Genomic DNA, 22,206 nt, shown 5'->3' on the forward strand with positions numbered 1-22,206 from the left:
AGAGCATTTCCCAGTTGACAAAACTATAGGAACACCCCCCTTCCGGGATTGCAGGCCACCGCGCCGGCGTTCCAGGTCGCAAGACGAACGCGGCAGCCACCTTCAATTGCCGGGCGGGCTGCTCACCTCACAGCTTCAAATGATCGAACCTCGGATACCCGCGCCGCAGGGCCTTGTTGAACTGCCGCTTGAGGCAGCCCGCCTGCAGATACCACGCCGCATACAGGGCAAGGCCCTCGACGACGAGCATCACGATGAGGACGGGCACGGAGCTCTTGGTCATCACCAACATGGCATCGAAGGCGGCGAAGAGGGCGAGCACGCCGCCCGTCGCCCTCGTCCGCTCCTCGATTTGGCGCCTCAACTTGCAGCGCACGCCCTCGATCTCCATCTCGGAATACGCGGAGGATTCCAAACCCCTCCTGATTTCACCATCAAGCGTGGCCTTATACAGCGAGAAGAGCATGTGGGCTCCCTTCCAAAACGGTCAGTCGACAAACCAGAGCCAGATGAAGAACATGAGGTACGAGACGCTCGCCAGGTACAGGACTCCCGCGGCAACCGCGAACCCGGGCCGAACGCCGGCCCCTCCCCTTGCGCGGCGGACCTCGCGCACCGTGAGGACGACGGCGACGACCAGCCCGATGACGGCGAGCGCCGCCATCCCGAGCGAGAGCGCCGCCAACCCCATCGCGGCGGCCATGACCGGGGCCATGAGCAGGGCGCATCCGCAACCCCCGGGGCCGTACAGGCGCCCGGACGAGCGGATCGGACGACGGCGTCGTTGATGCGCAGCGAGAACCGGCCCCGCGGGACAGCTGCTTTTGAGCGTCGACCGGGCGTGAGGGGACTCCGTCACAGGAGCCGTTCTCTCAGTCGCGCGCGCCATTGCCGCCCCCTACTCGATCGGGTCGCCCGCGGTGGCAGGACCGTCCACGTCGCGCGCGCCCACGAGAGTGCGGGTCTTGGGGTACCAGCGAACCTCGGCCATCGGCTCGTCGAGGACGAGCGCGACCTCGGGCCAATCGGCGGCGTTCACGCTGAGGCGCGCATCCACATGGTGATTCGCCACCGACTCCCCGTCCTTGTAGAGCGACACCTCGAACGTGGTGGGCGACAGCGCCGCCCCGCGGCCGCGCGGCTTATTGATCTCGGCCCCGTAGAAGGCGAAGCGCTCCTGCCGCCATCCCCCGTTGAGGTCGTCAAGCATCTCGCTGCAGGAGAACGCGCCGCCGGCGATCGAGATGACGGCGAACACGCCGCAGAACGCCACGATCGCGGCGGACCCGGTGTGCTTGTAGGAGATGGGGTCCTTCTTGCGGTGACGGCGATACACAAAAGGAATCGCGCCGAAAGCGACCATGAGGACAAGGCCGAACACCCCCGTGGTATCGGCCGAGGAGAGCGCGCCCATGGCGAGGAAGAACGGCACCACGTAGCAGAAAAAGCCGAGCAGGATGCCCTTGAGCTCACGGGCGAGGACGGCGGAATCGACGTGCCTGCGATGCATGCGCTGCAGGTAGACCATGGGCGTGAAGCACAGCATGGAGATGCCGAACAGGATGAACCCGACGCCGACCGATGCGCGGTTGTACAGCGCCGCCGCCCCGACGCTCGTGGCGAAGCGGCCGTAGACGAGCACGCCGAACGCGGTGAAGAGGAAGACACAGCCGATGATGGCGACGGCTCCCTGCTTGCGGTCCCTCGCGGTGGTGAAACGTCCCATGCTTCCTCGCTCACGTCGATGCGGCCCGGTCCGTCCCCGGGCCGATAATTCAGACGAATCTAGCACAGGGCAAACCAACCCATGGCGGAGGTTCGGTAAAGGGCGCGGAGGGGTCGGCCTGCGCGAAACGGAATCGAGGCAAATGCTCAAGCCAATTATGCCAACTTTCCGGCGCGCTCACGTATTGTTGATAGAGGGAGATATCGCAAACCGGTCCCTCGCACATCGAAACCACCCGAGAAAGCGAGGTGAGGGCATGGGAGCTTGGCTTCTTGAGCTTTTTCGTATTCAAATCGGAAAACGCCAAGTAGCACCAACATAAGATGCGCAGTCACCTGCACTTTTGCCGCACGAGATACCCGCCGTACTTCGCGAGTTCAAAAATGGATACGAAAAAGCTCAACTAAAGGCAATGCACAAGAGATTTGGCAGCTCGAGTCATCTCGAGGCGGTAAGGTGAACTTGGAAAAGGACAAACATGTTCGACTCCAACGAAGGGAGCGCAGATGATTCTCTCGGAACAGATCAAGCTTGGACGCAAACAACTCGGGATGTCGCAAGCCGATCTCGCCGACGCCATCTGGGTGTCAAGAAACACCGTCAGCAACTGGGAACGGGGCGATACCACGCCTGACATTCAAAGCCTCGTGCTGATGGGCGCGCTCTTCGGGCTCTCTCTCGACGAGATGGTGAAGGGCGACGAGCAGGTGATGGCCCAGGCGCTCGAACGCGACAAGAATCACCTCCTCATTGCAGGAGAGACGTTCAACCCTGGAAATCGGCAAGCCGCCGACTGGAACCATACATCCACGCTGGGCCTCTTCGAACTTCGCTCGACGGGCGGGCCCGCACACGGCAAATTCGAGGATGCCGATGTCACCGATTCACACGGGCTTGCGTATCGCCTGGTGCGCATCGCGACGCTATTCAGCAGAAGCCTTTACCACATCTTGGATGAACATGGGTACAAAGTTGGCTCTATCACACGCAGACACGCTCTCCAGCACCCCGTCTTCCAAGTACGCATGGAGGGATTCGACCGAATCCAGCTCCGTCGCGAGACTCGCATCGACAACGGCTACAAAGACGTCATACGGTTCGACGGCGGCGGCGTCGGCGTGGACGGCAACCTCATGGGGGACGAGTTCTCGATAGTACGAAACAACAGCGCAATCGCCCACATCAACGCACGTCGGGCCCTCAACCGGACCGCATATGGCATCGAAATCGTGGACGATGCTTCGGTTCCCCTCGCACTCGGCCTGACGTTCGCAATCTTGATGCTCCGCGACTACGATCGCGTATGGGTGCGCGGTGCGGGCAAAGCTTCTATCTGAACCTTTGGATGACCGGAGGCTTCGCGAATTGCGGTAAGTTTTCCAGCCATGCGCTCATTTCAACCCAGCTACATCATCTTCCCCTGGTAATGCCCGTGCACAAGCGCGGGCATTACCTTCCGCAACAAACGCGCTCGGTTCAATCATAGGTAGTTGACGCCTTATACTATGCGCCGTATAGTATCTGTCGAAGGGAGGCATCATGGATGCTCAGATGAAACGCGGCTTCCTCGAGATATGCGTGCTCGCGTCGCTCCAGGGACGGGACTCCTACGGCTATCAGATCGTGAAGGACGTGCCCGACATCCTGGGCCTCACCGAGTCGACGCTCTACCCGCTACTCAAGCGCCTCGAGAAGGCCGAGTGCCTGACCGCCTACTCCGTGGAGCACAACGGGCGACTGCGAAAGTACTACCGACTCACGCCGACAGGCGAGGAGCGCATCGCCGAGTTCCTATCCGAGCAGGCGGACATTATGTCGATCTATGACTTTGCAAAGCGAGGTACACAACGATGACCAAGCAGGAATTCCTATCCGAACTCGAACGGGCGCTGGGCAAGCTGCCGCACGCCGAAGTCGAGCAGGCGCTCGCGTTCTACGATGAGGCCATCAGCGATCGCATGGAAGACGGTCTTTCCGAAGCCGAAGCGGTGGCAGACCTGGGCCCGATCGACGAGATCACGGCGCAGATCGCCGCGGAGACCCCGCCCATCCCTCGCGCCATCGCCCGCGCGAACACCGGCAGCCGCACCCTCAACATCGTGCTGCTCGCCGCGTTCTCTCCCATCTGGATACCCATCGTGCTCGCGCTCGCGGCGGCCACGCTCGCCGTGTATGTCGCGATATGGGCGGTCATCGCCGCGCTGTGGGCCGTCGACGCGGTCCTCGTGCTCATGCCCTTCGCGGGGCTTGCCGCCCTTACCTCGACCCTGGGCGGGGGCATGCCGCTGCCCGGCGTGTTCGTATTCGGCCTCTCGCTCGTGTCGAGCGGCTTCGGACTCGTCGCCTCCTTCGCCGTGTTCTGGGCCAGCAAACTGCTCTTCCGGGCAACGCGTTCCTTCGCGCGCTGGATCGCGAGCCTGTTCGTGCGCGTGTCCGGTAAAGACGATGGCGGCGAGACGCCCAATCGGGTGAAGACCGACGGCACCCCGAACACGCCCGCCCATGCCGAGAATACCCCCTCCAACCACGCCACCCTCCCGGAAGGAGGCACCCGCAATGCGTAAGGCTCCCAAGATCATCCTCATCACCGCCGCGGCGCTCATCGGAACCGGCACCGTGCTCTCGTGCGGCGCGTGGGCGGTGGCCGGATTCGATACAGCCCGCTTGTCCACCGTGAACTACGACTGGCATCAAACGGTGAGCGCATTCGAGGACGAAGCAACCTCGCCGCACAAGAGCATCGTTATCACGTCAGAATTCGAGAACGTTCTCCTCGAACCCGCTGACGGCGATGCCATAGAGCTCGAGTACTGGACGGGAAACTGCCAGAGCGTCTCCGTCGAGGACACAGACGGCGTGCTCAAAATCGACGTCGACTCGCAGCCCATGGAGGGCGTCATGATCGACCTCTCCCCTGCTGAGGCCGGCGGCGTCGACGACACTACGACCGTGGTGCGCGTGCCAGCCTCGTTTACCGGTGAGATCGAGGTGCACTCCGATTCGGGCGATGTCGTTGCGACTAACGTGCACGGGCTCGCCGGGCTGCGAGCTTCCAACAGTAACGGGGACGTCGTGGCGAAGAACGTCTCCGCCGCCAAGCTCGACGCGATAAACGAGAACGGCGACACCCTGCTCTCCGGCGTCGAAAGCGAGGCGATCCTCGCGACCAACTTCAACGGCGACATCTCGCTTGGAGGTGCTGCGGCGCGCAAGGCCCAGGTCGTAAACGAAAACGGCGACATCATGCTGGTGGACATGGCACTGCAGGATGACCTGCTGTGCGAATCCGTGAACGGGGACATCTCGGCGCAGAGGCTCGACATTACCGCGAGTCGAATTGAGAGTGCGAACGGGGACATCTACCTGTCATATCTGGGGGCAGAGAGCTCCTATCATATCGATGCCCACACCACCCAGGGAGACATCGTGGCACCGCGGGGTGCCGACGATGCGGCGCGCACCATCGGCGTCACCAGCAGCCTGGGCGACATCCAGATCAACTTCACCTCGAAATAGGAACCACCCCTCACCTCAATTTGGGTGCCTCAATTGAGGGACTGTCCCTAAATTGAGGTGGTTAGGGCGGCGGCGAAATACAACCCAATCCAAACGCGTCCCATTGGAGGCACCCATGTCGCACGCGGCACTGCGCCTTGTTGGCATCACTAAACTCTACCGTTCGAACACCGTTTTGGGCCCCATCGACCTCTCGCTCGAAGAAGGGCGCATCTATGGCCTCATCGGCGAGAACGGCGCGGGGAAATCGACGCTCATTCGCATCGTCATGGGCTTGAGCAAGCCGACGAGCGGCACCGTGGAGCTCATAGGACAACGGGGGTCAGCTGGCCTGCGGAACGCGCGGTCGAACATCGGCTACGTCCCGGATTCGAGCGCAAGCTATCCGCTGCTCAGCGCTGCCGACAACCTCAAGGCGCGCTGTCTCGAATGGGGGCTGGACCAGCGACAGATTCCGCGCATCCTCGATATGATTGGGCTTGCGGATGCAGGTAACAAGCGTGCCCGCAGCTTCTCCCTGGGCATGCGCAAACGCCTCGACTTAGGCATCGCCCTTTTAGGGCAGCCGCGCATGCTCGTGCTCGACGAGCCGACCAACGGGCTCGATCCGCTCGGCACCATCGAGATCCGCGAACTCATCAAGCGACTCAACCGCGAGCGCGGTACCACGGTGCTTATATCGAGCCACAACCTCGCCGAGCTTCATCAGACGGCGACCGATTACGTCATCCTAAGCGGCGGCAGGCTCATGGCGGAGCTGACCGCAGGCGATATCGAAAGGTTGAGCGGCGGCGATCTGGAGAAGCTCTATACGCGCATCATGATGGGCCATCATAACGGGCCGTGCCGCGGCGAGGCGGCCCCGCAGCACCTCAGACGCCCCTCGAAACCTATCTCGACATCGGGAGATGATTGCGATGTCCAGTAACGCCCCATACACGCATCGCCGCAAGTGGCGCTTTGGATGTCAGACGAAGAAGCGCTCGGGAGCCCCGTCGGCACTTATGCGATCTCTTACCGGCGAATTCTTCCTCGCCTGCCGCATCGATCGGCTGATCCCCCTTGCCGCTCTCTGCCTGATCACCTGCATCGCAACCATCTTGAACCCTGACAACGGACCGCTCTTCATGGTGGCGGGAGACCCGAATGCGGCCGTGGGGACCACCATCGGATTCGTCGGCGATGTCATCATCCCTGGTCACGTGGCGGAATCCGTCCTCCGCGCGTCGCTCGTCTACACGATCGCGTGGATCCCAGCCGCGGCAATCATGGGCGTCACCGCTGTCGGAGTCGGCACCGCCGAGACGACGGCCCAACTCTCCCAGGCGAAAGGCGTGCCGGGAGGCGCGGCCGCCCTTGCACGGGTGATACCGCAGACGATTGCGCTCTCGCTTGCATATTTCCTGTCATGCGCAGTCGCTTTTACGCTCAAAACCTTGACGTTCGGGCCGCCGCTCACCGAAGCCACATGGGGCACGGCGCTTGCCATTACACTAACGAACTGCCTGCTCCTGTGCGCGATCCACCTGGCATCCGCCCTCATTGCCGCCGTCTGCAGAATGCCCCTTCTCGCACTCTTCCTGTCCCTGTTGATCAGCATCGGCCCGCTACTTGCATACCCAAGGGCGTACATCGCGGGAAGCACGCCGATGGTCGTTTGGATGAGCCCCACTGTCCGGCTCATGCACACGTGCTCGCTCAACATATCCGAGGCTTCGCTTGCGGCGGGCGCGGCTGTAGGCGCAGGCATTTGTGTCGTCGCCTCGATACTTACGTATGCGATTTGCAATTGCCAGGAGGCGTGTCGATGAATTACGAAAAGCAATGCCCGTCCGCACGGAATCTCGCGTTCCTCAATCATGGCGTCTCTCCCGATCGCAACGCGCTCGCCAAAGCCGCCGGGGCGCGGGGCAACTCGGCCCCCAAACCCACCGGCCCGCGACGCGCCCCCGCCCAGCACCCCCGCGTTACGACGGCGTCGCTCCTTGTGGGCGTGCGAGCTCATCTTGGGCTTCTGGCACTCGCCGGAACTGCGATTACATGCCTCGTCTTTCTGTTCGCCGGCAGCGGCTCGTGGATGTTCGCCCTCACCGAGGATTCGGGTATCGGTTTTGCGCCCGACCCCGCATATTGGACCATGAATGCCGAGGCAACGGCTGTCGAGGCGCTTACGTGCTCGGCACTTGCCGGAACGGCATTCCTGCCGTTCACTACGCTGGCGGTATGCGGACGCCTTTGCGGGGCCCTCTATGCGACGGACGCCCGAGCGGTCTCGCGGGCGCGCGGCACATCGCCTTGGCGACTGGCAGTTGGCGACCTTCTCACCGCATCACTTCCCGTACAGGCCCTCTACGCCGCCACCGTCGTCGCGATTGCAATCGCGCTGAGCCTGCGGGCAGGGCAGGCGAACCTCCTCGGGGCAGTCCTCGCGTCGCTCGCGCCCCGACTTGCACTCGCCTTGGCCGTCAACGAATCATTCATCGCCTGCGCGCTCGCGCTGTACCGCCTCATCCCCAACCGCGCTGCGGCGTTCGGAGTCATGGCGGTCGGCTTCATCGCCGCCTGCGTGGCGCAGCTCTCGTTCCCAACGATGATATTGCCGATTCACGCCGGGCTCTGGATGCACATAAGCAGCGCAACCGCCCTGCATACACTCGTCCTGCCGGCGCTCGTCTTTTCGGGAATCACCGGCGTCATCGCGCTCGCCCTCTACGCGCACATGCAGCGATAACAGCAGGCCAGCCCTACTCCCTCACGTGTTCGAACAGGTATTCGCGCATATAGGGGATCGCAAAGCTAACCACACCGTACGACGGAGCCTCGATGAGCGCCGCATCTACGAGGCGGCGACGATAGGTGCTCACGGACGTGGGGTCGACCCCCATCTCGCGCGCGATATCGCCAGACGCCACGGGGCCAGACCCACATCGCGCCATGGCCGCAAGGTACTCGAACTGCTTGCCCGAGACGCGCCTGAGCGCCGGCTCGATCACCATGTTATCGAAGCTCTTGCGCGCCGTCGCGATGCCCTTTTGCGCATCGAGCAGCTCAACCGCATCAGAACCGCGGCGCGAAGCTGACTGCCAGGTGTAATATCCGACAAGCTGGACCATGAAGGGATAGCCGGCAGCGGCGGCCGTGAGCACACCGGACACCCCAGGCGCAACAGATTTACCCGCGCGCACCATCGTGTCCTCAAACGAATCTCCGACCTCAAAGTCCATAAGGCGCTTGAGCTCGACATGCTTGGCCCGCTGTAGAAACGTCAGGGTCTCGTCCACCACGACACCGTCGACCGAAGCGGGAAGACCCGCGAATGCAAAGGCGACGTTCGCACCCTGGCGCACCAGCAGCTGGATCTCGTTACCAAGCTCGCGCATCTCATCAAGCGGCGCATCTTGAATTTCATCGAGCGTGATCAAGAGACCACCGTTGCGCGAAGCCTCGTACATGGCTTCCCCCAGCTGCGTCGCCGACTTGGATATCTCGACGGAACCCAAGCTCACGCCCAATATAGAAGGGGATATCGACAGCGAGGACACTTCGCGATTCCGCGAGAGGGCACCGAGAATGCGATCGCAAAAGCCCGCGTTCGCGGCGACGTCAACAACATGGAACCCATGCTCGCGCGCGATGTCTCCAAATGCGTTAAGGAGCACGGTCTTACCCACGCCACGGACCCCGGAAACGCGAAGTAATCTGTCAGGAGCTCCGGGGCCGTTTTCAAGCGCTTCGGTAAAGTCGTCGAGAATCTCATCTCGACCGATAAGTTCAGGTGGATTCATTCCAGCCGTCGGCTTGAACGGATTAACGCGCACCACCGCACATCACCCTCTGCGGTCAAAGAAGTTTAACAAGTTGAACAGAGTTTAACAAGTTGAACAAGGTTTAACAAGTTGAACAAAACTCATACAGAGGGCTCGATAGAAGAAACGCCCGCTCAATCAGCTCACTCGCAAATTCTGTCACTCATTGAGAAACCGCACCGGTGCGGTCCTGATCATGCGCAGCACCGGCATCAGCCCTGCTACGACCAGCACGACGAAACCTGCGACGGCGATGAGGACGGCAGGGGCAAAACGCACGGACAGCATCGCGCTCCCAGCACCCAAGCCCAACGCATGGGCCGCGATCATGTTGGAAAGCACAACCGCAAGCAATGCAGCCGAACCCGCTGCTACCACATGCATAAACGCCTCGAGAACCGAGACGACACAGACTTGGCGAGGGGTGGCGCCCAGCACCTCCAGCAACGATGCGTCACGCTCCCGCACACGCAAGGCGAGAACCACGTTTGCGCACGACCCCACAGCCGCCAAGATAACCGGCCCCGCAAACATTACGCACGCGAGGCGCGGGTCGAGACCGAATCCGCTCCCAATCGGCAAGTCGTATGCCGTGGCATACCGCTCCATCAGGCTCATCATCGAATAGAAGCCCGCAACGACACCCATGGCAACCACGAGGGATGTCTCAATCGACAAGCTTTGTGTCAAGGCGTGCTGAGCGCTCCTGCGCGCGAGAAGCCACGCCGTCCAGCGCGACAACGGACACGTCGCCGCTCGCAGGATCCTCGGCAAAAGTACAGGGGCGAGAGCCGTAATTAGCGCCGGGATTGCAATAGGCAAAAAGACGAGCCAGGTGCTCTGACCGAAATCGACAGGGGCTAAGACGGGGTCAACCGTGGACACACACCATGCGGCAGCGGCGCATGCGGCAAGGGCGGCAAGCCAGCGCAGCGGCATCATGCGCTCGGATGCGCCCTCGACCGACCACTCGTCACGCAAAGCCATCACGGGCGGCGTACACGCCGCCGCCCTTGCGGCGCGCGCCCCGCCCAGCACCGACAAAAATAGCGACACTCCCAGAACTGCAGGACAGAGGGAAAATCCCGGCAGAAGCCGCACCCCTTCGAACAAGTCGATATCCATGAACAGAGCGCTGAACACGGTGGATGAGCTTGCCCAGCACAAGGCCAAGCCCAAGCACGAACCGAAGACCCCCACGAGTGCAATTTGAACGATGACGGCAAAGCCCACCACAACCGGAGGAATGTTGATCACCTGCCACAGGGCGTAGGTTCGCCGCAACGAGACGACGCTTCCCCGAGCCGTTGAGGAGAGAACGACGCATCCGGCAATCGCCGAGAACATGAGAATCGCCTGGGCGGCGCTTCTAAAGAAGAAAGAAGTCGAGACCATCGGGTCCGCGGCCGCCGTTGCGGAAAACGATGCGAACCAACCTCCCATATAGCCAAATGCGGTAGCAACGGCGAGCACACCGAACCACACATGCCAATGCTCCCGAACATCACCCACAAGCAGACGGATCATCGCAACATCGCCCCCTCATCGGTATCGCGCTCCCCAACCGCCTCCATCGCGGTGAGGATTTCCCGCGACGCAGGACGAGTCATCATGTGGACGATCTTCCCGTCACGCATTACAAACACCCGATCGGCACGAGCGGCCGCCTCAAGATCGTGCGTCACCACGACGACGGCCCGGCTCTCCCCATCCGCCATGGCTCGCAGTATGTCGAGGACCGCGTTCCCGTTCGCCGTGTCGAGGGCGCCGGTGGGTTCATCGGCGAACACGATGTCCGGACAGGAAGCGATAGCCCGGGCGAGCGACACGCGCTGCGCCTCGCCGCCGGACAACTCGGCTGGACGGGCATGCTCCTTCCCTCCCATACCGACCCTCTCCAAGAGATCGCACACATCCTTCCCGCTCACCATGCGACCGGCAAAGCGCGCAGGCAGTGAGACGTTCTCACCCACGGAGAGCGAGGGCATGAGATTGTACTGCTGGAACACGAACCCGACATGTCGAGCCCTGACCTTCGCGCGCTCGCCGCGCCTCGCTCGCACGACATCCACGCCCATAAGATGAATCTCGCCCGCATCGGGGACCTCAAGCCCCGCCAGACAGTGCAGCAGCGTCGACTTGCCCGAACCGGATGGTCCCACGATGGATACCATCTCACCTGCCAACACATTCATATCAACGTGGCGAAGAACCTCGGTGTTCAGATTTCCATGCTTATAACTTTTGCATACGCCACACGCCTCAACGAGGATGCCCATAATTCTTCTGCTCCTTTTGCCAATCCGCCCGTGAGCATGCAAGGCCAAAGCGCACGAGCCCTGCACCCTGCAAGAAAGGGCGCATCGGACAAGCGCCAAGTTACCTTGCACGCGCCTCATCAGTTGATAGTGAATACGAGGCCTCGGCCAGCGGCTACTTCCAGCCGGGGATGTCGGCACCCGAGGTGAGTATCGTGGACAGGATGGTCAGGATAACGACGATCAGCAGGAACACAACCGCAGTGCCCGTGATGACCATGAGGGCACTGAGGGCGAAGCGGTACTCACGCGACAGCTCGCGCGGGGCGGGCGCCGAGGGCGTCCGCACACCGACGGGACGCTCGCCGAGCCCGTGAGGATGAAGTCTGTGTTCACACGGTAGATCTGCGCGAGCTTGACCACGTTGTCGACTTCGGGGCGGCCCTGGGCACCCTCCCACTTCGAGATGGCCTGACGGGAAACCCCAAGCAGGTCCGCCAGCTGCTCCTGCGAATAGCCGGCCTTGCGGCGAAGGTCGAGCAGACGATCGGCTAGCTGCGTCGTCGCGTCATCCATAATGAAAGCCTCCTTGTAGCGCTGATATTCCGGGGCCCGACGGCAGCCGTCATGGGATGCTTTCACCCCTTTGGCCATCGGGCTCAGCGCAAGACTATCCTCGCAACCGCCGTTGCGCTCCACCATCTAGCAGCGACAATTGTAGCAACACATCGCGACAATTCCGCCACCGCCCGTTGCGGTGAGGATGCAGGGCGAATACTCGCAGCTTCGAACCCAGCTTCGCCCCGCCGTTGGCATCGTTGCGGCAGTCGGGATCAAAACCAAGTCGCTCGTCTGGTGCATCGTGACGGGAGTCGCGGCGTTCGCCATCCTACAGGCCGCTGCCCTCTAGCTGAGATGTTGCAAAACGAGATGCCGCCGATGATAGAGACGGACGACAGGCCGAGGAGGTCGTCGTTGAAGAACCAAGCGACGGCGAAGCCCATCGCCGCGGCGAGCAAAAGCTTGGGGATGAGCACGACGACGCCCGTCTTGACGGCGTCCGGCGTGGCCTTGAACGAGATGCCCGCGCCGACGAACAGCAGAATCACGGCGACCACCGCGTTGGCACCCCCGCGCGTAGCCGCGTGAAGAAGCCGCCGATCTCCAGGACCTGGGGGCAGAAGGTGTTAATGAGCAGACCCGCGATCATGGGGCAGATCATGATGTCGCCCGGAAGGCGTGGGACCTTAAGCGCCCGCGCCGTCGTTGCCCTGTTGCCGTCAGTCGCCATATGCGCGTCCTCCGTCTTTTCGTGCTGCGCTTTCTTTCAGTAAAGTGTTGACATGCTAGCAGATGGCTTCGCGCCTCGGATAGCGGCAGGGTCGGAGTGTCGTAATATGTCGAAACCGTTACGAGATGTACGGCACGGGCAGTTGCAAACGGAAGGGAACCCGGTGAAACTCCAACAACTCAGATACATCGTCGAGGTCGCCTCATGCGGCAGCGTCACCGAAGCGGCACGGCGCCTGTTCGTGTCGCAGCCGAGCGTGACCGCCGCCGTGCGCGATTTGGAACGCGAGATGGGCATCACGGTGTTCAACCGGACGAGCAAGGGCATGGTGACCACCACCGAGGGCCAGACGTTTCTCGGCTACGCCCGTCAAGTGCTCGAACAGGCGGACCTGCTCGAGGAGCGTTACAAACGCGACACCGAACCCGTGCCCCGCTTCGCTGTCTCCTGCCAGCACTACTCGTTCGCTGTGAATGCCTTCGTCGACGTGATCCGCGCATACGACGCCGCGCGCTACGAGTTCACCCTGCGCGAGGAGCAGACGCACGAGATCATCGAGGACGTCGCCCATATGAAGAGCGAACTCGGCGTGATTTACCTATCTGATGCCAATCGCGACGTGATCGGCCGCATGCTGCGCGCCGAGGATCTCGAATTCAAGCCCTTGTTCTCCACCGCCGCGCACGTGTTCCTCTCCTCGACCCATCCCCTGTCGGAACGTGCCTCGGTCACGCTCGAGGATCTTGCAGACTATCCGTACCTCTCCTACGAGCAGGGGGATTTCAACTCGTTCTACTTCTCCGAGGAACCGTTGTCCACGCTCGGCCGTTCCAAGAACATTCGCGTGCGCGACCGCGCGACCCTGTTCAACCTGCTCATAGGCCTCGATGGTTACACGGTGTGCTCGGGTGTGATCTCGCACGAGCTCAACGGCGAGGACATCATCGCCGTCCCACTCGAGGTCGACGACCGCATGGAAGTCGGCATCGTCACGCGGCGCGACACCCACCTCTCCCGCTATGGGAAGGCGTTCGTCGAGGCTATCCGGACTCATATCCCGTGATGACCATGGGATCGAAAGCCTTCGTTACCCACCTATCTCCATAGGTTTTTCCTAACGATATTGGATTGTTTTAAGTATTTCCCAATCGGATGCGCGTCCCGCATACTCCTTTCATCAGATATCGCATCTATCGAAAGGAACCTATCATGGCCGCCATCGCACCCACCCGATTCGACGTCGTCGGCAGCTTCCTGCGCCCGGAGGCGCTCAAGGAGGCCCGAGCCGCACACGCCGCGGGGACGCTCGACGACGCCGGGCTCGCCCGCGTCGAGGACGCCTGCATCGCCGAGCTCGTCGCCAAGCAGAAGGCCGCCGGCCTGCCGCTGCTCACCGACGGAGAGTTCCGCCGCTCCTACTGGCACCTCGACTTCATGTGGGGACTCGGCGGGATTGAGCACGTGGAGCTCGACCACGGCTATTTCTTCGTGGGCGAGGAGACCACGCACGGCTCGGCCGTCCTCACGGGCAAGATCTCCGGTGAGAACCACCCCTTCGTCGAGCACTTCAAGTTCGTTCAGGCGCTCGAGGAGCCTGGGCACACGGCTAAGCAGACCATCCCCGCCCCCGCCCAGCTCCTGCTCGAGCTTTACCGTGACGAGGCGGCGGCCGAGCGCACGCACAGCTTCTACCCGAACGAGGACGAGCTGCTCGAGGATATCGGCGCCGCGTACCGCACCGTGATCGCCGAACTTTACGCCGCGGGCTGCCGCAACCTGCAGCTCGATGACTGCACCTGGGGCGCGCTCGTTGACGAGCACTTCCAGGCGGGCATCCGCGCCGCCGGCTCCACGCCCGAGGCCGAGGCCGAGAAGTACCTGCGCGTGAACAACCTCGCGCTCGAGGGACGCCCCGCCGACATGGCCGTCACCACGCACGTGTGCCGCGGCAACTATCACTCCACCCACGCCTCGAGTGGTCCGTACGACCTGGTGGCCCCCATCCTGTTCGCGCGCGAGAACGTCGACGCCTTCTACCTGGAGTTCGACGACGAGCGCTCCGGCGGCTTCGAGCCGCTCACGCACGTGGCGCCGGGCAAGAAGGTCGTCCTCGGACTGGTGACCACCAAGCGCCCTGAGTTGGAGGACCGCGACGCCGTGATCGCGCGCATCCACGAGGCCGCGCGCTTCGTCCCGCTCGAGGACCTCTGCCTCTCCCCACAGTGCGGCTTTGCCAGCTGCGAGATCGGCAACAAGCTCACCGAGGACGAGCAGTGGGCCAAGATCGCGCTCGTGCGCAGCATCGCCGAGGAGGTCTGGGGGGCCTAACTGCGCCGCTCGTTGCTCAGCGACCTTAGAAGCTTGGCAAAGTTGAGCAGGGTGTCTCCGATCGTTGAGCCACCCTGCTCAGACCAACAGAAGCCAAACCCCGCCTTGCGATAACGACACATCGAAATTACCGGAGCACCTCGACCGGATTACCGTACTCTCGCCTCATGGCCTCTTGGGTCACAACCCACTGCTTACCAAATTTACGTGCGTCAATCCCCGCTTCTATCTTTCCATATGCCACAGCCTTGCGCAGGGCAGACTCGCTCAGGCCCCAAAGCTCACTTGCATCGGAAAACGCCATGAGTCCGTCAAAAGGCGTCTTCACGTCGACGCCGTTTTTCCAAAGCTCATCACAAGAAAGGTCGAGATCGTCGTTCCAGACGATGCCATAGCCACCGACATCAACTTGCACTTCCTCAAAGAGGTGCTCATCTTCCAAAGCGGCAAACTGGGGAAATCGAGCGGCAAGCTTCTCTACGTCATATTCCTTTGTCGATCCATTTGCAAAACGCACACATAGCCTCATGTCCTGCAAAGGAACAACTTCTTTCACTTTGTGAAACACAGGCATCTCCTATTCAAGTGAATCGAGCTTCTTGAATTCTTGGGTCTCCCACATTTCAATAAGCTCATCCTTGTGCAACGCCATCCACTCTTTCACCAATGAGGCAGCGCGCTTTGGAAGATGACCGTCTATTATTTCGCCAGATCTGATGTCAAAGGCGGCTGTGTCTTCCCCATAAATGGCATGGATATGCGGAGGATTGTGCTCCGATCCCAAAAAGTACATGCGAATTACTATGCCGTAAAACCGTGCCAGCACTGGCATGAGCATCCTCCTAACCCTGAAACAGTTTCACCCATGATATCACGATATCGTGATATCAGTTTATAGAGGCTCTTCTGGCGGACTGAGGTGTACCCCAACCGGCTTCGACACCAATGTCTGAATTTGCAGCGATGGCACGGGCGATAGCAACGCGCTGTGCCTCTACTAAGACACTCATGTTCGACCTTCTATTCGTTTTATTTCACCCAAACGTTGAAAGGCGTCGTCTCACCTCAAATTAGTGCCTGTCCCCAATTTGAGGCTACCGCTCGCGAGCCCGCCACCAGGCGACGGCGAGCTGGGTGCGGTTTTTGTGCCCGATCTTTTGCAGAACGGAGCTGATCCGATTGCGCACCGTGCCTTCGCTGATGAACGCGGCGGCGGAGATCTCATGGTTGTCCAGACCCTCGGCAACCAAGCGCACCACCTCGTATTCGCGCTCGGTCAACTCCGAAAAGGCAGCACGACAGCGCCCTTCGGGCGAGCGCGCGGCAGCATCAACGTCAGCTACGGCGCACTCGGATACCGCGTCCGCGCTAGGCTCCGAACAACCATCCGCCGCCACGACACCGCTCGATCCCTCCGCGCCGAACAGCTCGTGCGCGCGAAACTCGTCCCGGGTCCGATGCCGCAAGTCGCGCTGGGCAAGCAGCATGCTCGTCCGCCAGGACAACAGCGCCGCCAACGCAGACAGAGCACCCACGCACGCAAGCTCCGTCCCAGAAACACACGGCGCGACCACCATGCGCGCGGCGGGCAATAGCAAAGCAATCGGCGCCGCGTGCCACGGCAGCGGCTCCCGCGCGAATTGGAGCAACTCGTACACAACGGCGGGAAGCAGAAATAGCCCCTCCGGAACAAACGAACTCACAACGCAATACGCCACCGGGCCAAGCACTCGCCACTTCCCCCGCGCCCACTCGCATGTCAGCACCGCGATGATCGCCACGAGCAGGCAGACGACCGTCGGGACAGCAAGTGCATCCCCCGCGAGTCCCGCAACGGCCGACGCCGCGCCCACGACCCCGGTGGCAACGCGGAACAGCACGCACGCGACGAGCACCAACACTATGTCGATGATTCTCTCCATGGCTCCCCATGGTAGCAAAAGCAAGTTAGGGCAGGTAAAACCAAGTCGTGACAATTGTCACTACCGCGTTGCGAGGGCGTCGGGCACCATGTTCGCAGCAAGCACGGAATCGAAAACCTCAATTTAGGGACTGTCCCCGAATTGAGGTGGAGCGGAGGAATCATGGACGTCATCGCGATCGAGGGGCTCGTCAAACGCTACGACGAGCTGCTCGCCCTCGACCACTTCGACCTGCACGTCGACCAGGGCGAGATCTTCGGCCTGCTGGGCCCCAACGGCTCGGGTAAAACCACGAGCATCAACTGCATGCTCGCCCTGCTCACCTACGACCGCGGCAGCATCCGCCTGTTCGGCGAGTCCATGGCGCCCACGCGCTACGACCTCAAGCGCCGGATTGGCATCGTGCCGCAGCAGGTGGCGGTCATCGACGAGCTTACCGTGCGCGAGAACATCGACTACTTCTGCTCGCTCTACGTGAAAGACCGCGCCCGGCGTCGCGTGCTTGTGGACGAGGCGATCGAGTTCGTGGAGCTCGAGGAATTCGTCCGCTTTCGCCCTGGCAAGCTCTCGGGCGGACTGCTGCGCCGTCTCAACATCGCCTGCGGCATCGCCCACAAGCCCGAGCTCATCTTCTTCGACGAACCCACGGTGGCCGTGGACCCGCAGAGCCGCAACGCCATCCTCACCGGCATCCAGCGCCTGCGCGCCGAGGGCGCGACCGTGGTGTACACCAGCCATTACATGGAGGAGGTCGAGCAGATCTGTGACCGCGTGATGATCATGGACCACGGCCGCGCGCTCGCGCAGGGCACGACCGACGAGCTCAAGCGGTCCATCCGCACGGGCGAGCGCATCGTGATCGAGCTCGAAGGCCCCTCGGGCCCACGCGCGAGACCGGATTCTCGCGCGAGCGACGGCGGCGCGCTCCCCACCCGCGAGCTTGAACGCCTGCGCGCACTGCCCCACGTCCTCGACGTCTCGCTCGCCGGCAACCTGCTCACCGTCTCCTGCGAGGCAAGCGAGCACAACCTCACCGACGCCCTCGCATCGCTGCGCGCAGGCAACGCGCGCCTGGGCCGCATCACCTGCGCACCGCCTACCTTAAACGACGTGTTCCTCGAGATCACCGGCCGCGAGTTGCGCGATTAGGAGGGCACCATGTGGACCACCTTCAAAGTGACCGTGCGCACGCTGCTGCTCACGCCGAACGCCGTCGTATGGACGCTCATCTTCCCCATCGTGCTTGCCACGGTGTTCAATTACATGTTCGAGCCCATGCGCTCCACGGGCTCCGTCGAGGCGGTGGACGTCGCCGTCGTCGCCGACGACGCCTGGGAGGATTCTCCCTTCTCGCAGGTAGTCGATACTTTGAGCGAGGCAGACGAACCCCTTCTCGCCGTTCATCCCGTGGCCGGTGAGAAGGAAGCGCGCGACCTGCTCGCCGAGGGGTCCGTGGCCGGGGCGTATGTCGTCGACGCTGCGGGAGAGTCGACCGCCGCGCCCTCCGCCAGCGACGCGTGCGCACCCCGCATCATCCTCGCCCCTGCCGGGTCCGGCACGAGCAGCGACGCCTCCTACGACGTCAACCGAGCCATCCTCGAATCGGTCGCGACCAGCTATCTGCAACGCGTGGCGCTCATCGAAGACCTCGCCGCGCATGACCCCGCGGCACTGAGCGACCCCACCACCGTGCAGAACGCGCTCGGTCTCGGCGTCTCCGTGCGGGAGGTCTCGCTCACGAATGCCCAGCCCGATAGCATGGTGCGCTTCTACTACGCGCTACTCGGCATGGCCTCGATCTTTGCCGCGCAGCTCGCCGGGGAAAGCGTCTGGCGCCTGCAACCCACCTCGTCAGCCGCGGGCGCGCGGCGCGCCGTTTCGGGCACGAGCCGCATGCGCCTGCTCATCCCCACCATCGGCGCCTGTTGGGTGGTCTCCACCACGTTTTTGGCTATCGCCTTTGGCTACATCTGCCTGACCGCGCACATCGACTTCTCGGGGCGCGAGGGACTCTGCCTCGTTGGAATCGCGGCGTCGAGCTTGCTTTCCTGCGGCATCGGAGCCCTGGTGGGCGCGTTGCCCGGACGCATGGGCTCAGACTCGCGCAGAGGCATCCTCACGGCGCTCACCTGTCTGTTGTCGCTTTTTGCCGGCCTCTACGGAGAGTCCACAATGGAGCTCGCCGATACCGTCGCACATGTCTTCCCCGCTGCGACGTGGCTCAACCCGGTCTGCCTGATCCGCGACCTGTTCTACACCCTCTACTACTACGACACACTCGTCCCGTTCGTCCTTCGCCTAGCGGCGTGCGCCGGCATTGCAGCCGTGCTGCTTGCCGTATCGGCCGCTTGCATGAGGAGGTCCGCGCATGAACATCTGTAAACGGGCGCTCACCATCGCGCTTCGCCACCCGCTCTACCTCATCATCTACATCGGCTTTTTATCGAGCATGGGCGTTGTACTCATGGGAGAGGCGGGCGGAAGCGGCGCGCGGGAGGCCACCGAGGTTCCCCGCGCCCGCATCGTACTCGTCGATCGCGACGGATCAGCCGTAGCACAATCGCTCGAGGAGATGCTCTCCCAGACGGACAAGCTCATAACCGTTGCCGACGAGCCCCTCGCCCTGCAGGATGCGCTCGCGACCGACAAGGCCGACGCCGTGCTCGTTATTCCCGCGGGCTTTGGCGATGCCCTCATGGATGCCTCGCGAACGGGAGGCGAGCTACCCGAGCTCGAGATAGCGACCGGCGGCGACATGCAGGCGGCGGCGTTGGCATCCCAGCGCGCAAGCCGCACGGCGTCGCTCATCGCGAGCCGTGCCGCGCTCATGCCCCACGCGAGCGCCGAGCAGGTGCTGGACGGCATGCGCAAGCTTTCCGACATCGCACCCGCCGTCGAAACTATTCAGACGGCCGAGGAAAGCACCGCGGCATCGCGCCTGGCGTTCTACCTCACCTTTAGCTCGTACACCGTCACCTCGTCCATCGTCGTGGTCGCCGGCGTGGTGCTCTCCACGCTCAACAAGCCCGACGTGCGGCGGCGACAGCTCGCCGCGCCCGTGAGCAGCTGGCGCATGGGATTCGAGAGCATCGCCGGATGCGCGGTGCTGGCGCTCGGCGTGTGCGCATGGGTCGCACTCGTCGGCATCGGCGCCTCCGGGGCAGGCGCACTGCTTTCGAGCGCAGGTGCGCAGGTGGCGCTCGCCATCGCGTCGCTTTGCGCGTTCGCACTCGTCCCGCTCTCGCTCGCCTACACGCTCGCGCAATGCGGCTTTAGGGAGGAGGCACTCAACGCGATCGCCAACCTGGGCGGCATGGTCATGTCGTTTTTGGGCGGGGCGTGGGTGCCGCTGTCGCTCATGGGCGCGAATGTGCGAGCGGTCGCGCACTTCACGCCCACCTTCTGGATGTACGATGCCGTGACCTGCGCGCTCGGCGCCCAAGAGGTGAATGCGAGCGTTCTAGCCACCGTCGGTATCGACTTGGGTATCATCGCGCTCTTCGCTGTCGCGATCATGTCCGCGGGCCTTGTGGCCGCCCGCCTGCGCGTGCGCGAGGTCTAACGCACCTCGATGCAGGGACTGTCCCTACATCGAGGTGACCGCGGCCGCGCGGACGAACTCACGGAACAGCGGGTGCGGGCGCGTGGGGCGGCTCTTGAACTCGGGGTGCGCCTGCGTGGCGACGAACCACGGGTGCGCATCGCGGCGCAGCTCGACCATCTCGACCAGCTCGCCATCCGGGCTCGTGCCGGACACGACCAAGCCGGCCGCCTCCAGCTCCTCGCGATACGCGTTGTTGAACTCGTAACGATGACGATGACGCTCGCGCACCAGCGCCTCGCCGTACGCCTCCGCAGCGAGTGTGCCCTCGACGAGCGCGCACGGATACGCGCCAAGGCGCATGGTGCCGCCCTTCTCGGTCACACCCTCCTGCTCGTCGAGCAAGTCGATCACGGCGTGCGCGCACTGCGGGTCGAACTCGGATGAGCTCGCGTCCGCATATCCCAGCACGTCGCGCGCAAACTCGCACACGGCGACCTGCATCCCCAGACAGATACCCAGATACGGCACCTGGTGCTCACGCGCGTAACGGGCAGCGGTGATCTTGCCGTCGAAGGCGCGCTTGCCAAAGCCACCCGGCACGAGGATGCCCGACGCGTCGCCCAGCACCTGCTCGACGTTGTCATCGGAGAGCGCCTCGCCATCGACGAGCTCGACCTCCACGTGCTTGCCCAGATGCGTGCCCGCGTGGCGCAGCGCCTCGATGACGGAGAGGTACGCGTCGGGCAGCTGGGTATACTTGCCCACGAGTGCGATCTTCACGGGGTCGCCCTCGTTTTCCGCATGGTCCTTCGCGGCGAGGAACCTCTCCCAATCCGCCATGTCGCGCTCGCGCGGATCGAGCCCCAAGCGTTCGCAGACGCGCAGGTCGAAGTCCTGCTCGGCCATCATGCGCGGCACGTCGTAGATGGACAGGGCGTCCTCGCAGGTGAACACGCAATCCACGTCGACGTCGGTGAACGAGGCGATCTTGGCGCGCACGTCGTCGTCGATATGGTGGTCGCTGCGCAGCACGATGATGTCGGGCTGGATGCCAAAGCTCCGCAGCTCCTTGACGGAGTGCTGCGTCGGCTTGGTCTTCACCTCGTGGGCCGCCGCGATATAGGGCACGAGCGAGACGTGGATGTAGCAGACGTTCTCGGCCCCCGCGTCCTTCTTGTATTGGCGGATGGCCTCGACGAACGGCTGGCCCTCGATGTCGCCGATCGTGCCGCCGAGCTCGGTGATGACCACGTCGGCGTCCGTCTGTTCCTCGACGCCGCGGAACTTGGCCTTGATGGCGTTCGTCACGTGCGGGATGACCTGCACCGTGCCGCCGAGGAAGTCGCCGCGGCGCTCGCGCGCGATGAGGTCCTGGTAGATGGCGCCCGTGGTGAAGTTGGAGTCGCGCGTGAGGTTCTCGTCAATGAAGCGCTCGTAATGGCCGAGGTCGAGGTCGCTCTCGTAGCCATCTTCGGTGACGAACACCTCGCCGTGTTGGAACGGGCTCATGGTACCCGGGTCCACGTTAAGATACGGATCGGCCTTCTGCATAGTCACCCGGTAGCCGCGCGCCTTGAGCAGACGCCCCAGCGATGCCGCGGTGATGCCCTTACCCAGCGAACTGACCACGCCACCGGTCACGAATATATGCTTTGTCATGGTGTTTACCTGCACTTCCCGTCGAAATCTGCACCGGAGTCCGGCGCTTCCACGGGATTTCAGTGTACTACCAGCCAGCTCGGGCGATGAAGAACATGTCGAATTCACGGACTTGAAACGCAAGGCCGTCTAAGATTTGGAACGCAGTTTAGAACA

Annotated in this window: 23 protein-coding genes and 1 pseudogene; 12 read left to right on the forward strand and 12 right to left on the reverse strand. The window is 62.8% G+C overall.

Translation table 11 applies throughout. The annotated features are described in order from the left end of the window. Positions 1-127: 127 nt before the first annotated feature. From DWV48_RS03765 to DWV48_RS03775, 3 genes are read right to left on the reverse strand one after another with little or no spacing between them, the layout of a single operon-like run. Complete coding sequence (locus tag DWV48_RS03765) at positions 128-466, reverse strand: hypothetical protein (RefSeq protein ID WP_118653518.1); 339 nt, start codon at positions 464-466, stop codon at positions 128-130. A 21-nt stretch (positions 467-487) separates the two neighbouring features. Continuing rightward, positions 488-859, reverse strand: coding sequence for a hypothetical protein (locus DWV48_RS03770; RefSeq protein ID WP_158574814.1), 372 nt, complete (start codon positions 857-859; stop codon positions 488-490). A 39-nt stretch (positions 860-898) separates the two neighbouring features. Then, positions 899-1,726 carry a hypothetical protein gene (locus DWV48_RS03775; RefSeq protein ID WP_118653520.1) on the reverse strand — a complete coding sequence of 276 codons (828 nt, stop codon included), beginning with the start codon at positions 1,724-1,726 and terminating at the stop codon, positions 899-901. A gap of 506 nt (positions 1,727-2,232) precedes the next feature. Here DWV48_RS03775 and DWV48_RS03785 point away from each other — a divergent pair. The 7 genes from DWV48_RS03785 (at position 2,233) to DWV48_RS03815 (ending at position 7,973) form a co-directional block, all read left to right on the forward strand. Then, complete coding sequence (locus DWV48_RS03785) at positions 2,233-3,063, forward strand: helix-turn-helix transcriptional regulator (RefSeq protein WP_118653522.1); 831 nt, start codon at positions 2,233-2,235, stop codon at positions 3,061-3,063. Between the two features lie 202 nt (positions 3,064-3,265). Continuing rightward, positions 3,266-3,580 carry a PadR family transcriptional regulator gene (locus DWV48_RS03790; RefSeq protein WP_199588890.1) on the forward strand — a complete coding sequence of 105 codons (315 nt, stop codon included), beginning with the start codon at positions 3,266-3,268 and terminating at the stop codon, positions 3,578-3,580. Continuing rightward, positions 3,577-4,290, forward strand: coding sequence for a DUF1700 domain-containing protein (locus DWV48_RS03795; protein WP_118653523.1), 714 nt, complete (start codon positions 3,577-3,579; stop codon positions 4,288-4,290). Before DWV48_RS03790 ends, DWV48_RS03795 begins: the two co-directional genes overlap by 4 nt. After that, positions 4,283-5,242: a DUF4097 family beta strand repeat-containing protein gene (locus DWV48_RS03800; RefSeq protein ID WP_118653524.1), complete on the forward strand. Its 960-nt coding sequence runs from the start codon at positions 4,283-4,285 to the stop codon at positions 5,240-5,242. The genes DWV48_RS03795 and DWV48_RS03800 overlap by 8 nt, the downstream gene beginning before the upstream one ends. Before the next feature lie 115 nt (positions 5,243-5,357). Beyond that, positions 5,358-6,170, forward strand: a complete 813-nt coding sequence (locus DWV48_RS03805) for an ABC transporter ATP-binding protein (protein ID WP_118653525.1) — start codon at positions 5,358-5,360, stop codon at positions 6,168-6,170. Beyond that, positions 6,160-7,053, forward strand: coding sequence for a hypothetical protein (locus tag DWV48_RS03810; protein WP_147352839.1), 894 nt, complete (start codon positions 6,160-6,162; stop codon positions 7,051-7,053). Before DWV48_RS03805 ends, DWV48_RS03810 begins: the two co-directional genes overlap by 11 nt. Beyond that, positions 7,050-7,973, forward strand: a complete 924-nt coding sequence (locus DWV48_RS03815; protein ID WP_118653527.1) for a hypothetical protein — start codon at positions 7,050-7,052, stop codon at positions 7,971-7,973. The genes DWV48_RS03810 and DWV48_RS03815 overlap by 4 nt, the downstream gene beginning before the upstream one ends. A 13-nt stretch (positions 7,974-7,986) precedes the next feature. Here DWV48_RS03815 and DWV48_RS03820 read toward each other — a convergent pair whose 3' ends face one another. The 5 genes and pseudogenes from DWV48_RS03820 to DWV48_RS09505 form a co-directional block, all read right to left on the reverse strand. Then, positions 7,987-9,027: an AAA family ATPase gene (locus DWV48_RS03820; RefSeq protein ID WP_118653627.1), complete on the reverse strand. Its 1,041-nt coding sequence runs from the start codon at positions 9,025-9,027 to the stop codon at positions 7,987-7,989. Positions 9,028-9,207: 180 nt separating this feature from the next. Next, complete coding sequence (locus DWV48_RS03825; RefSeq protein ID WP_118653528.1) at positions 9,208-10,575, reverse strand: hypothetical protein; 1,368 nt, start codon at positions 10,573-10,575, stop codon at positions 9,208-9,210. Continuing rightward, a complete protein-coding gene (locus DWV48_RS03830; RefSeq protein WP_118653529.1) occupies positions 10,572-11,327 on the reverse strand; it encodes an ABC transporter ATP-binding protein in 756 nt (251 codons plus the stop codon). The genes DWV48_RS03825 and DWV48_RS03830 overlap by 4 nt, the downstream gene beginning before the upstream one ends. 222 nt (positions 11,328-11,549) lie before the next feature. Continuing rightward, positions 11,550-11,882, reverse strand: a complete 333-nt coding sequence (locus DWV48_RS03835) for a helix-turn-helix domain-containing protein (protein WP_233546123.1) — start codon at positions 11,880-11,882, stop codon at positions 11,550-11,552. A gap of 257 nt (positions 11,883-12,139) precedes the next feature. Next, a pseudogene (locus DWV48_RS09505) lies at positions 12,140-12,597 on the reverse strand (2-keto-3-deoxygluconate permease). 163 nt (positions 12,598-12,760) lie between these two features. Here DWV48_RS09505 and DWV48_RS03845 point away from each other — a divergent pair. After that, positions 12,761-13,660, forward strand: coding sequence for a LysR family transcriptional regulator (locus DWV48_RS03845; RefSeq protein ID WP_118653530.1), 900 nt, complete (start codon positions 12,761-12,763; stop codon positions 13,658-13,660). 146 nt (positions 13,661-13,806) lie between these two features. After that, a complete protein-coding gene (locus DWV48_RS03850; protein ID WP_118653531.1) occupies positions 13,807-14,925 on the forward strand; it encodes a 5-methyltetrahydropteroyltriglutamate--homocysteine S-methyltransferase in 1,119 nt (372 codons plus the stop codon). 127 nt (positions 14,926-15,052) lie between these two features. Here DWV48_RS03850 and DWV48_RS03855 read toward each other — a convergent pair whose 3' ends face one another. From DWV48_RS03855 to DWV48_RS03865, 3 genes are all read right to left on the reverse strand, one after another. After that, positions 15,053-15,499 carry a DUF2442 domain-containing protein gene (locus tag DWV48_RS03855; RefSeq protein WP_006722320.1) on the reverse strand — a complete coding sequence of 149 codons (447 nt, stop codon included), beginning with the start codon at positions 15,497-15,499 and terminating at the stop codon, positions 15,053-15,055. Between the two features lie 3 nt (positions 15,500-15,502). Continuing rightward, complete coding sequence (locus DWV48_RS03860; protein WP_118653532.1) at positions 15,503-15,757, reverse strand: DUF4160 domain-containing protein; 255 nt, start codon at positions 15,755-15,757, stop codon at positions 15,503-15,505. A 262-nt stretch (positions 15,758-16,019) separates the two neighbouring features. Then, a complete protein-coding gene (locus DWV48_RS03865) occupies positions 16,020-16,847 on the reverse strand; it encodes a LuxR C-terminal-related transcriptional regulator (protein WP_118653533.1) in 828 nt (275 codons plus the stop codon). A gap of 162 nt (positions 16,848-17,009) precedes the next feature. On the opposite strand from DWV48_RS03865, the gene DWV48_RS03870 reads away from it, so the two are divergent. The 3 genes from DWV48_RS03870 to DWV48_RS03880 are packed head-to-tail and all read left to right on the forward strand — an operon-like array spanning position 17,010 to position 20,409. Beyond that, entirely contained in the window at positions 17,010-17,996 is a 987-nt protein-coding gene (locus DWV48_RS03870) for an ABC transporter ATP-binding protein (protein WP_118653534.1), read from the forward strand. A 9-nt stretch (positions 17,997-18,005) separates the two neighbouring features. After that, entirely contained in the window at positions 18,006-19,229 is a 1,224-nt protein-coding gene (locus DWV48_RS03875; protein WP_118653535.1) for an ABC transporter permease, read from the forward strand. Further along, positions 19,216-20,409, forward strand: coding sequence for an ABC transporter permease (locus DWV48_RS03880; RefSeq protein ID WP_118653536.1), 1,194 nt, complete (start codon positions 19,216-19,218; stop codon positions 20,407-20,409). Before DWV48_RS03875 ends, DWV48_RS03880 begins: the two co-directional genes overlap by 14 nt. A 24-nt stretch (positions 20,410-20,433) precedes the next feature. On the opposite strand, the gene DWV48_RS03885 is transcribed toward DWV48_RS03880, so the two are convergent. Next, positions 20,434-22,050: a CTP synthase gene (locus tag DWV48_RS03885; RefSeq protein WP_118653537.1), complete on the reverse strand. Its 1,617-nt coding sequence runs from the start codon at positions 22,048-22,050 to the stop codon at positions 20,434-20,436. Between the last annotated feature and the right edge of the window lie 156 nt (positions 22,051-22,206).

Source organism: Collinsella sp. AF08-23 (assembly GCF_003479805.1).
Classification (GTDB): domain Bacteria; phylum Actinomycetota; class Coriobacteriia; order Coriobacteriales; family Coriobacteriaceae; genus Collinsella.

Bases quoted from the DNA above. Each gene is read 5' to 3' on its own strand.
- DWV48_RS03795 (WP_118653523.1), top strand. From the start codon at position 3,577: ATGACCAAGCAGGAATTCCTATCCGAACTCGAACGGGCGCTGGGCAAG.
- DWV48_RS03805 (WP_118653525.1), top strand. From the start codon at position 5,358: ATGTCGCACGCGGCACTGCGCCTTGTTGGCATCACTAAACTCTACCGT.
- DWV48_RS03785 (WP_118653522.1), top strand. From the start codon at position 2,233: ATGATTCTCTCGGAACAGATCAAGCTTGGACGCAAACAACTCGGGATG.
- DWV48_RS03790 (WP_199588890.1), top strand. From the start codon at position 3,266: ATGGATGCTCAGATGAAACGCGGCTTCCTCGAGATATGCGTGCTCGCG.
- DWV48_RS03800 (WP_118653524.1), top strand. From the start codon at position 4,283: ATGCGTAAGGCTCCCAAGATCATCCTCATCACCGCCGCGGCGCTCATC.
- DWV48_RS03885 (WP_118653537.1), bottom strand. From the start codon at position 22,050: ATGACAAAGCATATATTCGTGACCGGTGGCGTGGTCAGTTCGCTGGGT.
- DWV48_RS03850 (WP_118653531.1), top strand. From the start codon at position 13,807: ATGGCCGCCATCGCACCCACCCGATTCGACGTCGTCGGCAGCTTCCTG.
- DWV48_RS03860 (WP_118653532.1), bottom strand. From the start codon at position 15,757: ATGCCAGTGCTGGCACGGTTTTACGGCATAGTAATTCGCATGTACTTT.
- DWV48_RS03810 (WP_147352839.1), top strand. From the start codon at position 6,160: ATGTCCAGTAACGCCCCATACACGCATCGCCGCAAGTGGCGCTTTGGA.
- DWV48_RS03875 (WP_118653535.1), top strand. From the start codon at position 18,006: ATGTGGACCACCTTCAAAGTGACCGTGCGCACGCTGCTGCTCACGCCG.
- DWV48_RS03815 (WP_118653527.1), top strand. From the start codon at position 7,050: ATGAATTACGAAAAGCAATGCCCGTCCGCACGGAATCTCGCGTTCCTC.
- DWV48_RS03835 (WP_233546123.1), bottom strand. From the start codon at position 11,882: ATGGATGACGCGACGACGCAGCTAGCCGATCGTCTGCTCGACCTTCGC.
- DWV48_RS03870 (WP_118653534.1), top strand. From the start codon at position 17,010: ATGGACGTCATCGCGATCGAGGGGCTCGTCAAACGCTACGACGAGCTG.
- DWV48_RS03825 (WP_118653528.1), bottom strand. From the start codon at position 10,575: ATGATCCGTCTGCTTGTGGGTGATGTTCGGGAGCATTGGCATGTGTGG.
- DWV48_RS03820 (WP_118653627.1), bottom strand. From the start codon at position 9,027: ATGAATCCACCTGAACTTATCGGTCGAGATGAGATTCTCGACGACTTT.
- DWV48_RS03865 (WP_118653533.1), bottom strand. From the start codon at position 16,847: ATGGAGAGAATCATCGACATAGTGTTGGTGCTCGTCGCGTGCGTGCTG.
- DWV48_RS03775 (WP_118653520.1), bottom strand. From the start codon at position 1,726: ATGGGACGTTTCACCACCGCGAGGGACCGCAAGCAGGGAGCCGTCGCC.
- DWV48_RS03830 (WP_118653529.1), bottom strand. From the start codon at position 11,327: ATGGGCATCCTCGTTGAGGCGTGTGGCGTATGCAAAAGTTATAAGCAT.
- DWV48_RS03880 (WP_118653536.1), top strand. From the start codon at position 19,216: ATGAACATCTGTAAACGGGCGCTCACCATCGCGCTTCGCCACCCGCTC.
- DWV48_RS03855 (WP_006722320.1), bottom strand. From the start codon at position 15,499: ATGCCTGTGTTTCACAAAGTGAAAGAAGTTGTTCCTTTGCAGGACATG.
- DWV48_RS03765 (WP_118653518.1), bottom strand. From the start codon at position 466: ATGCTCTTCTCGCTGTATAAGGCCACGCTTGATGGTGAAATCAGGAGG.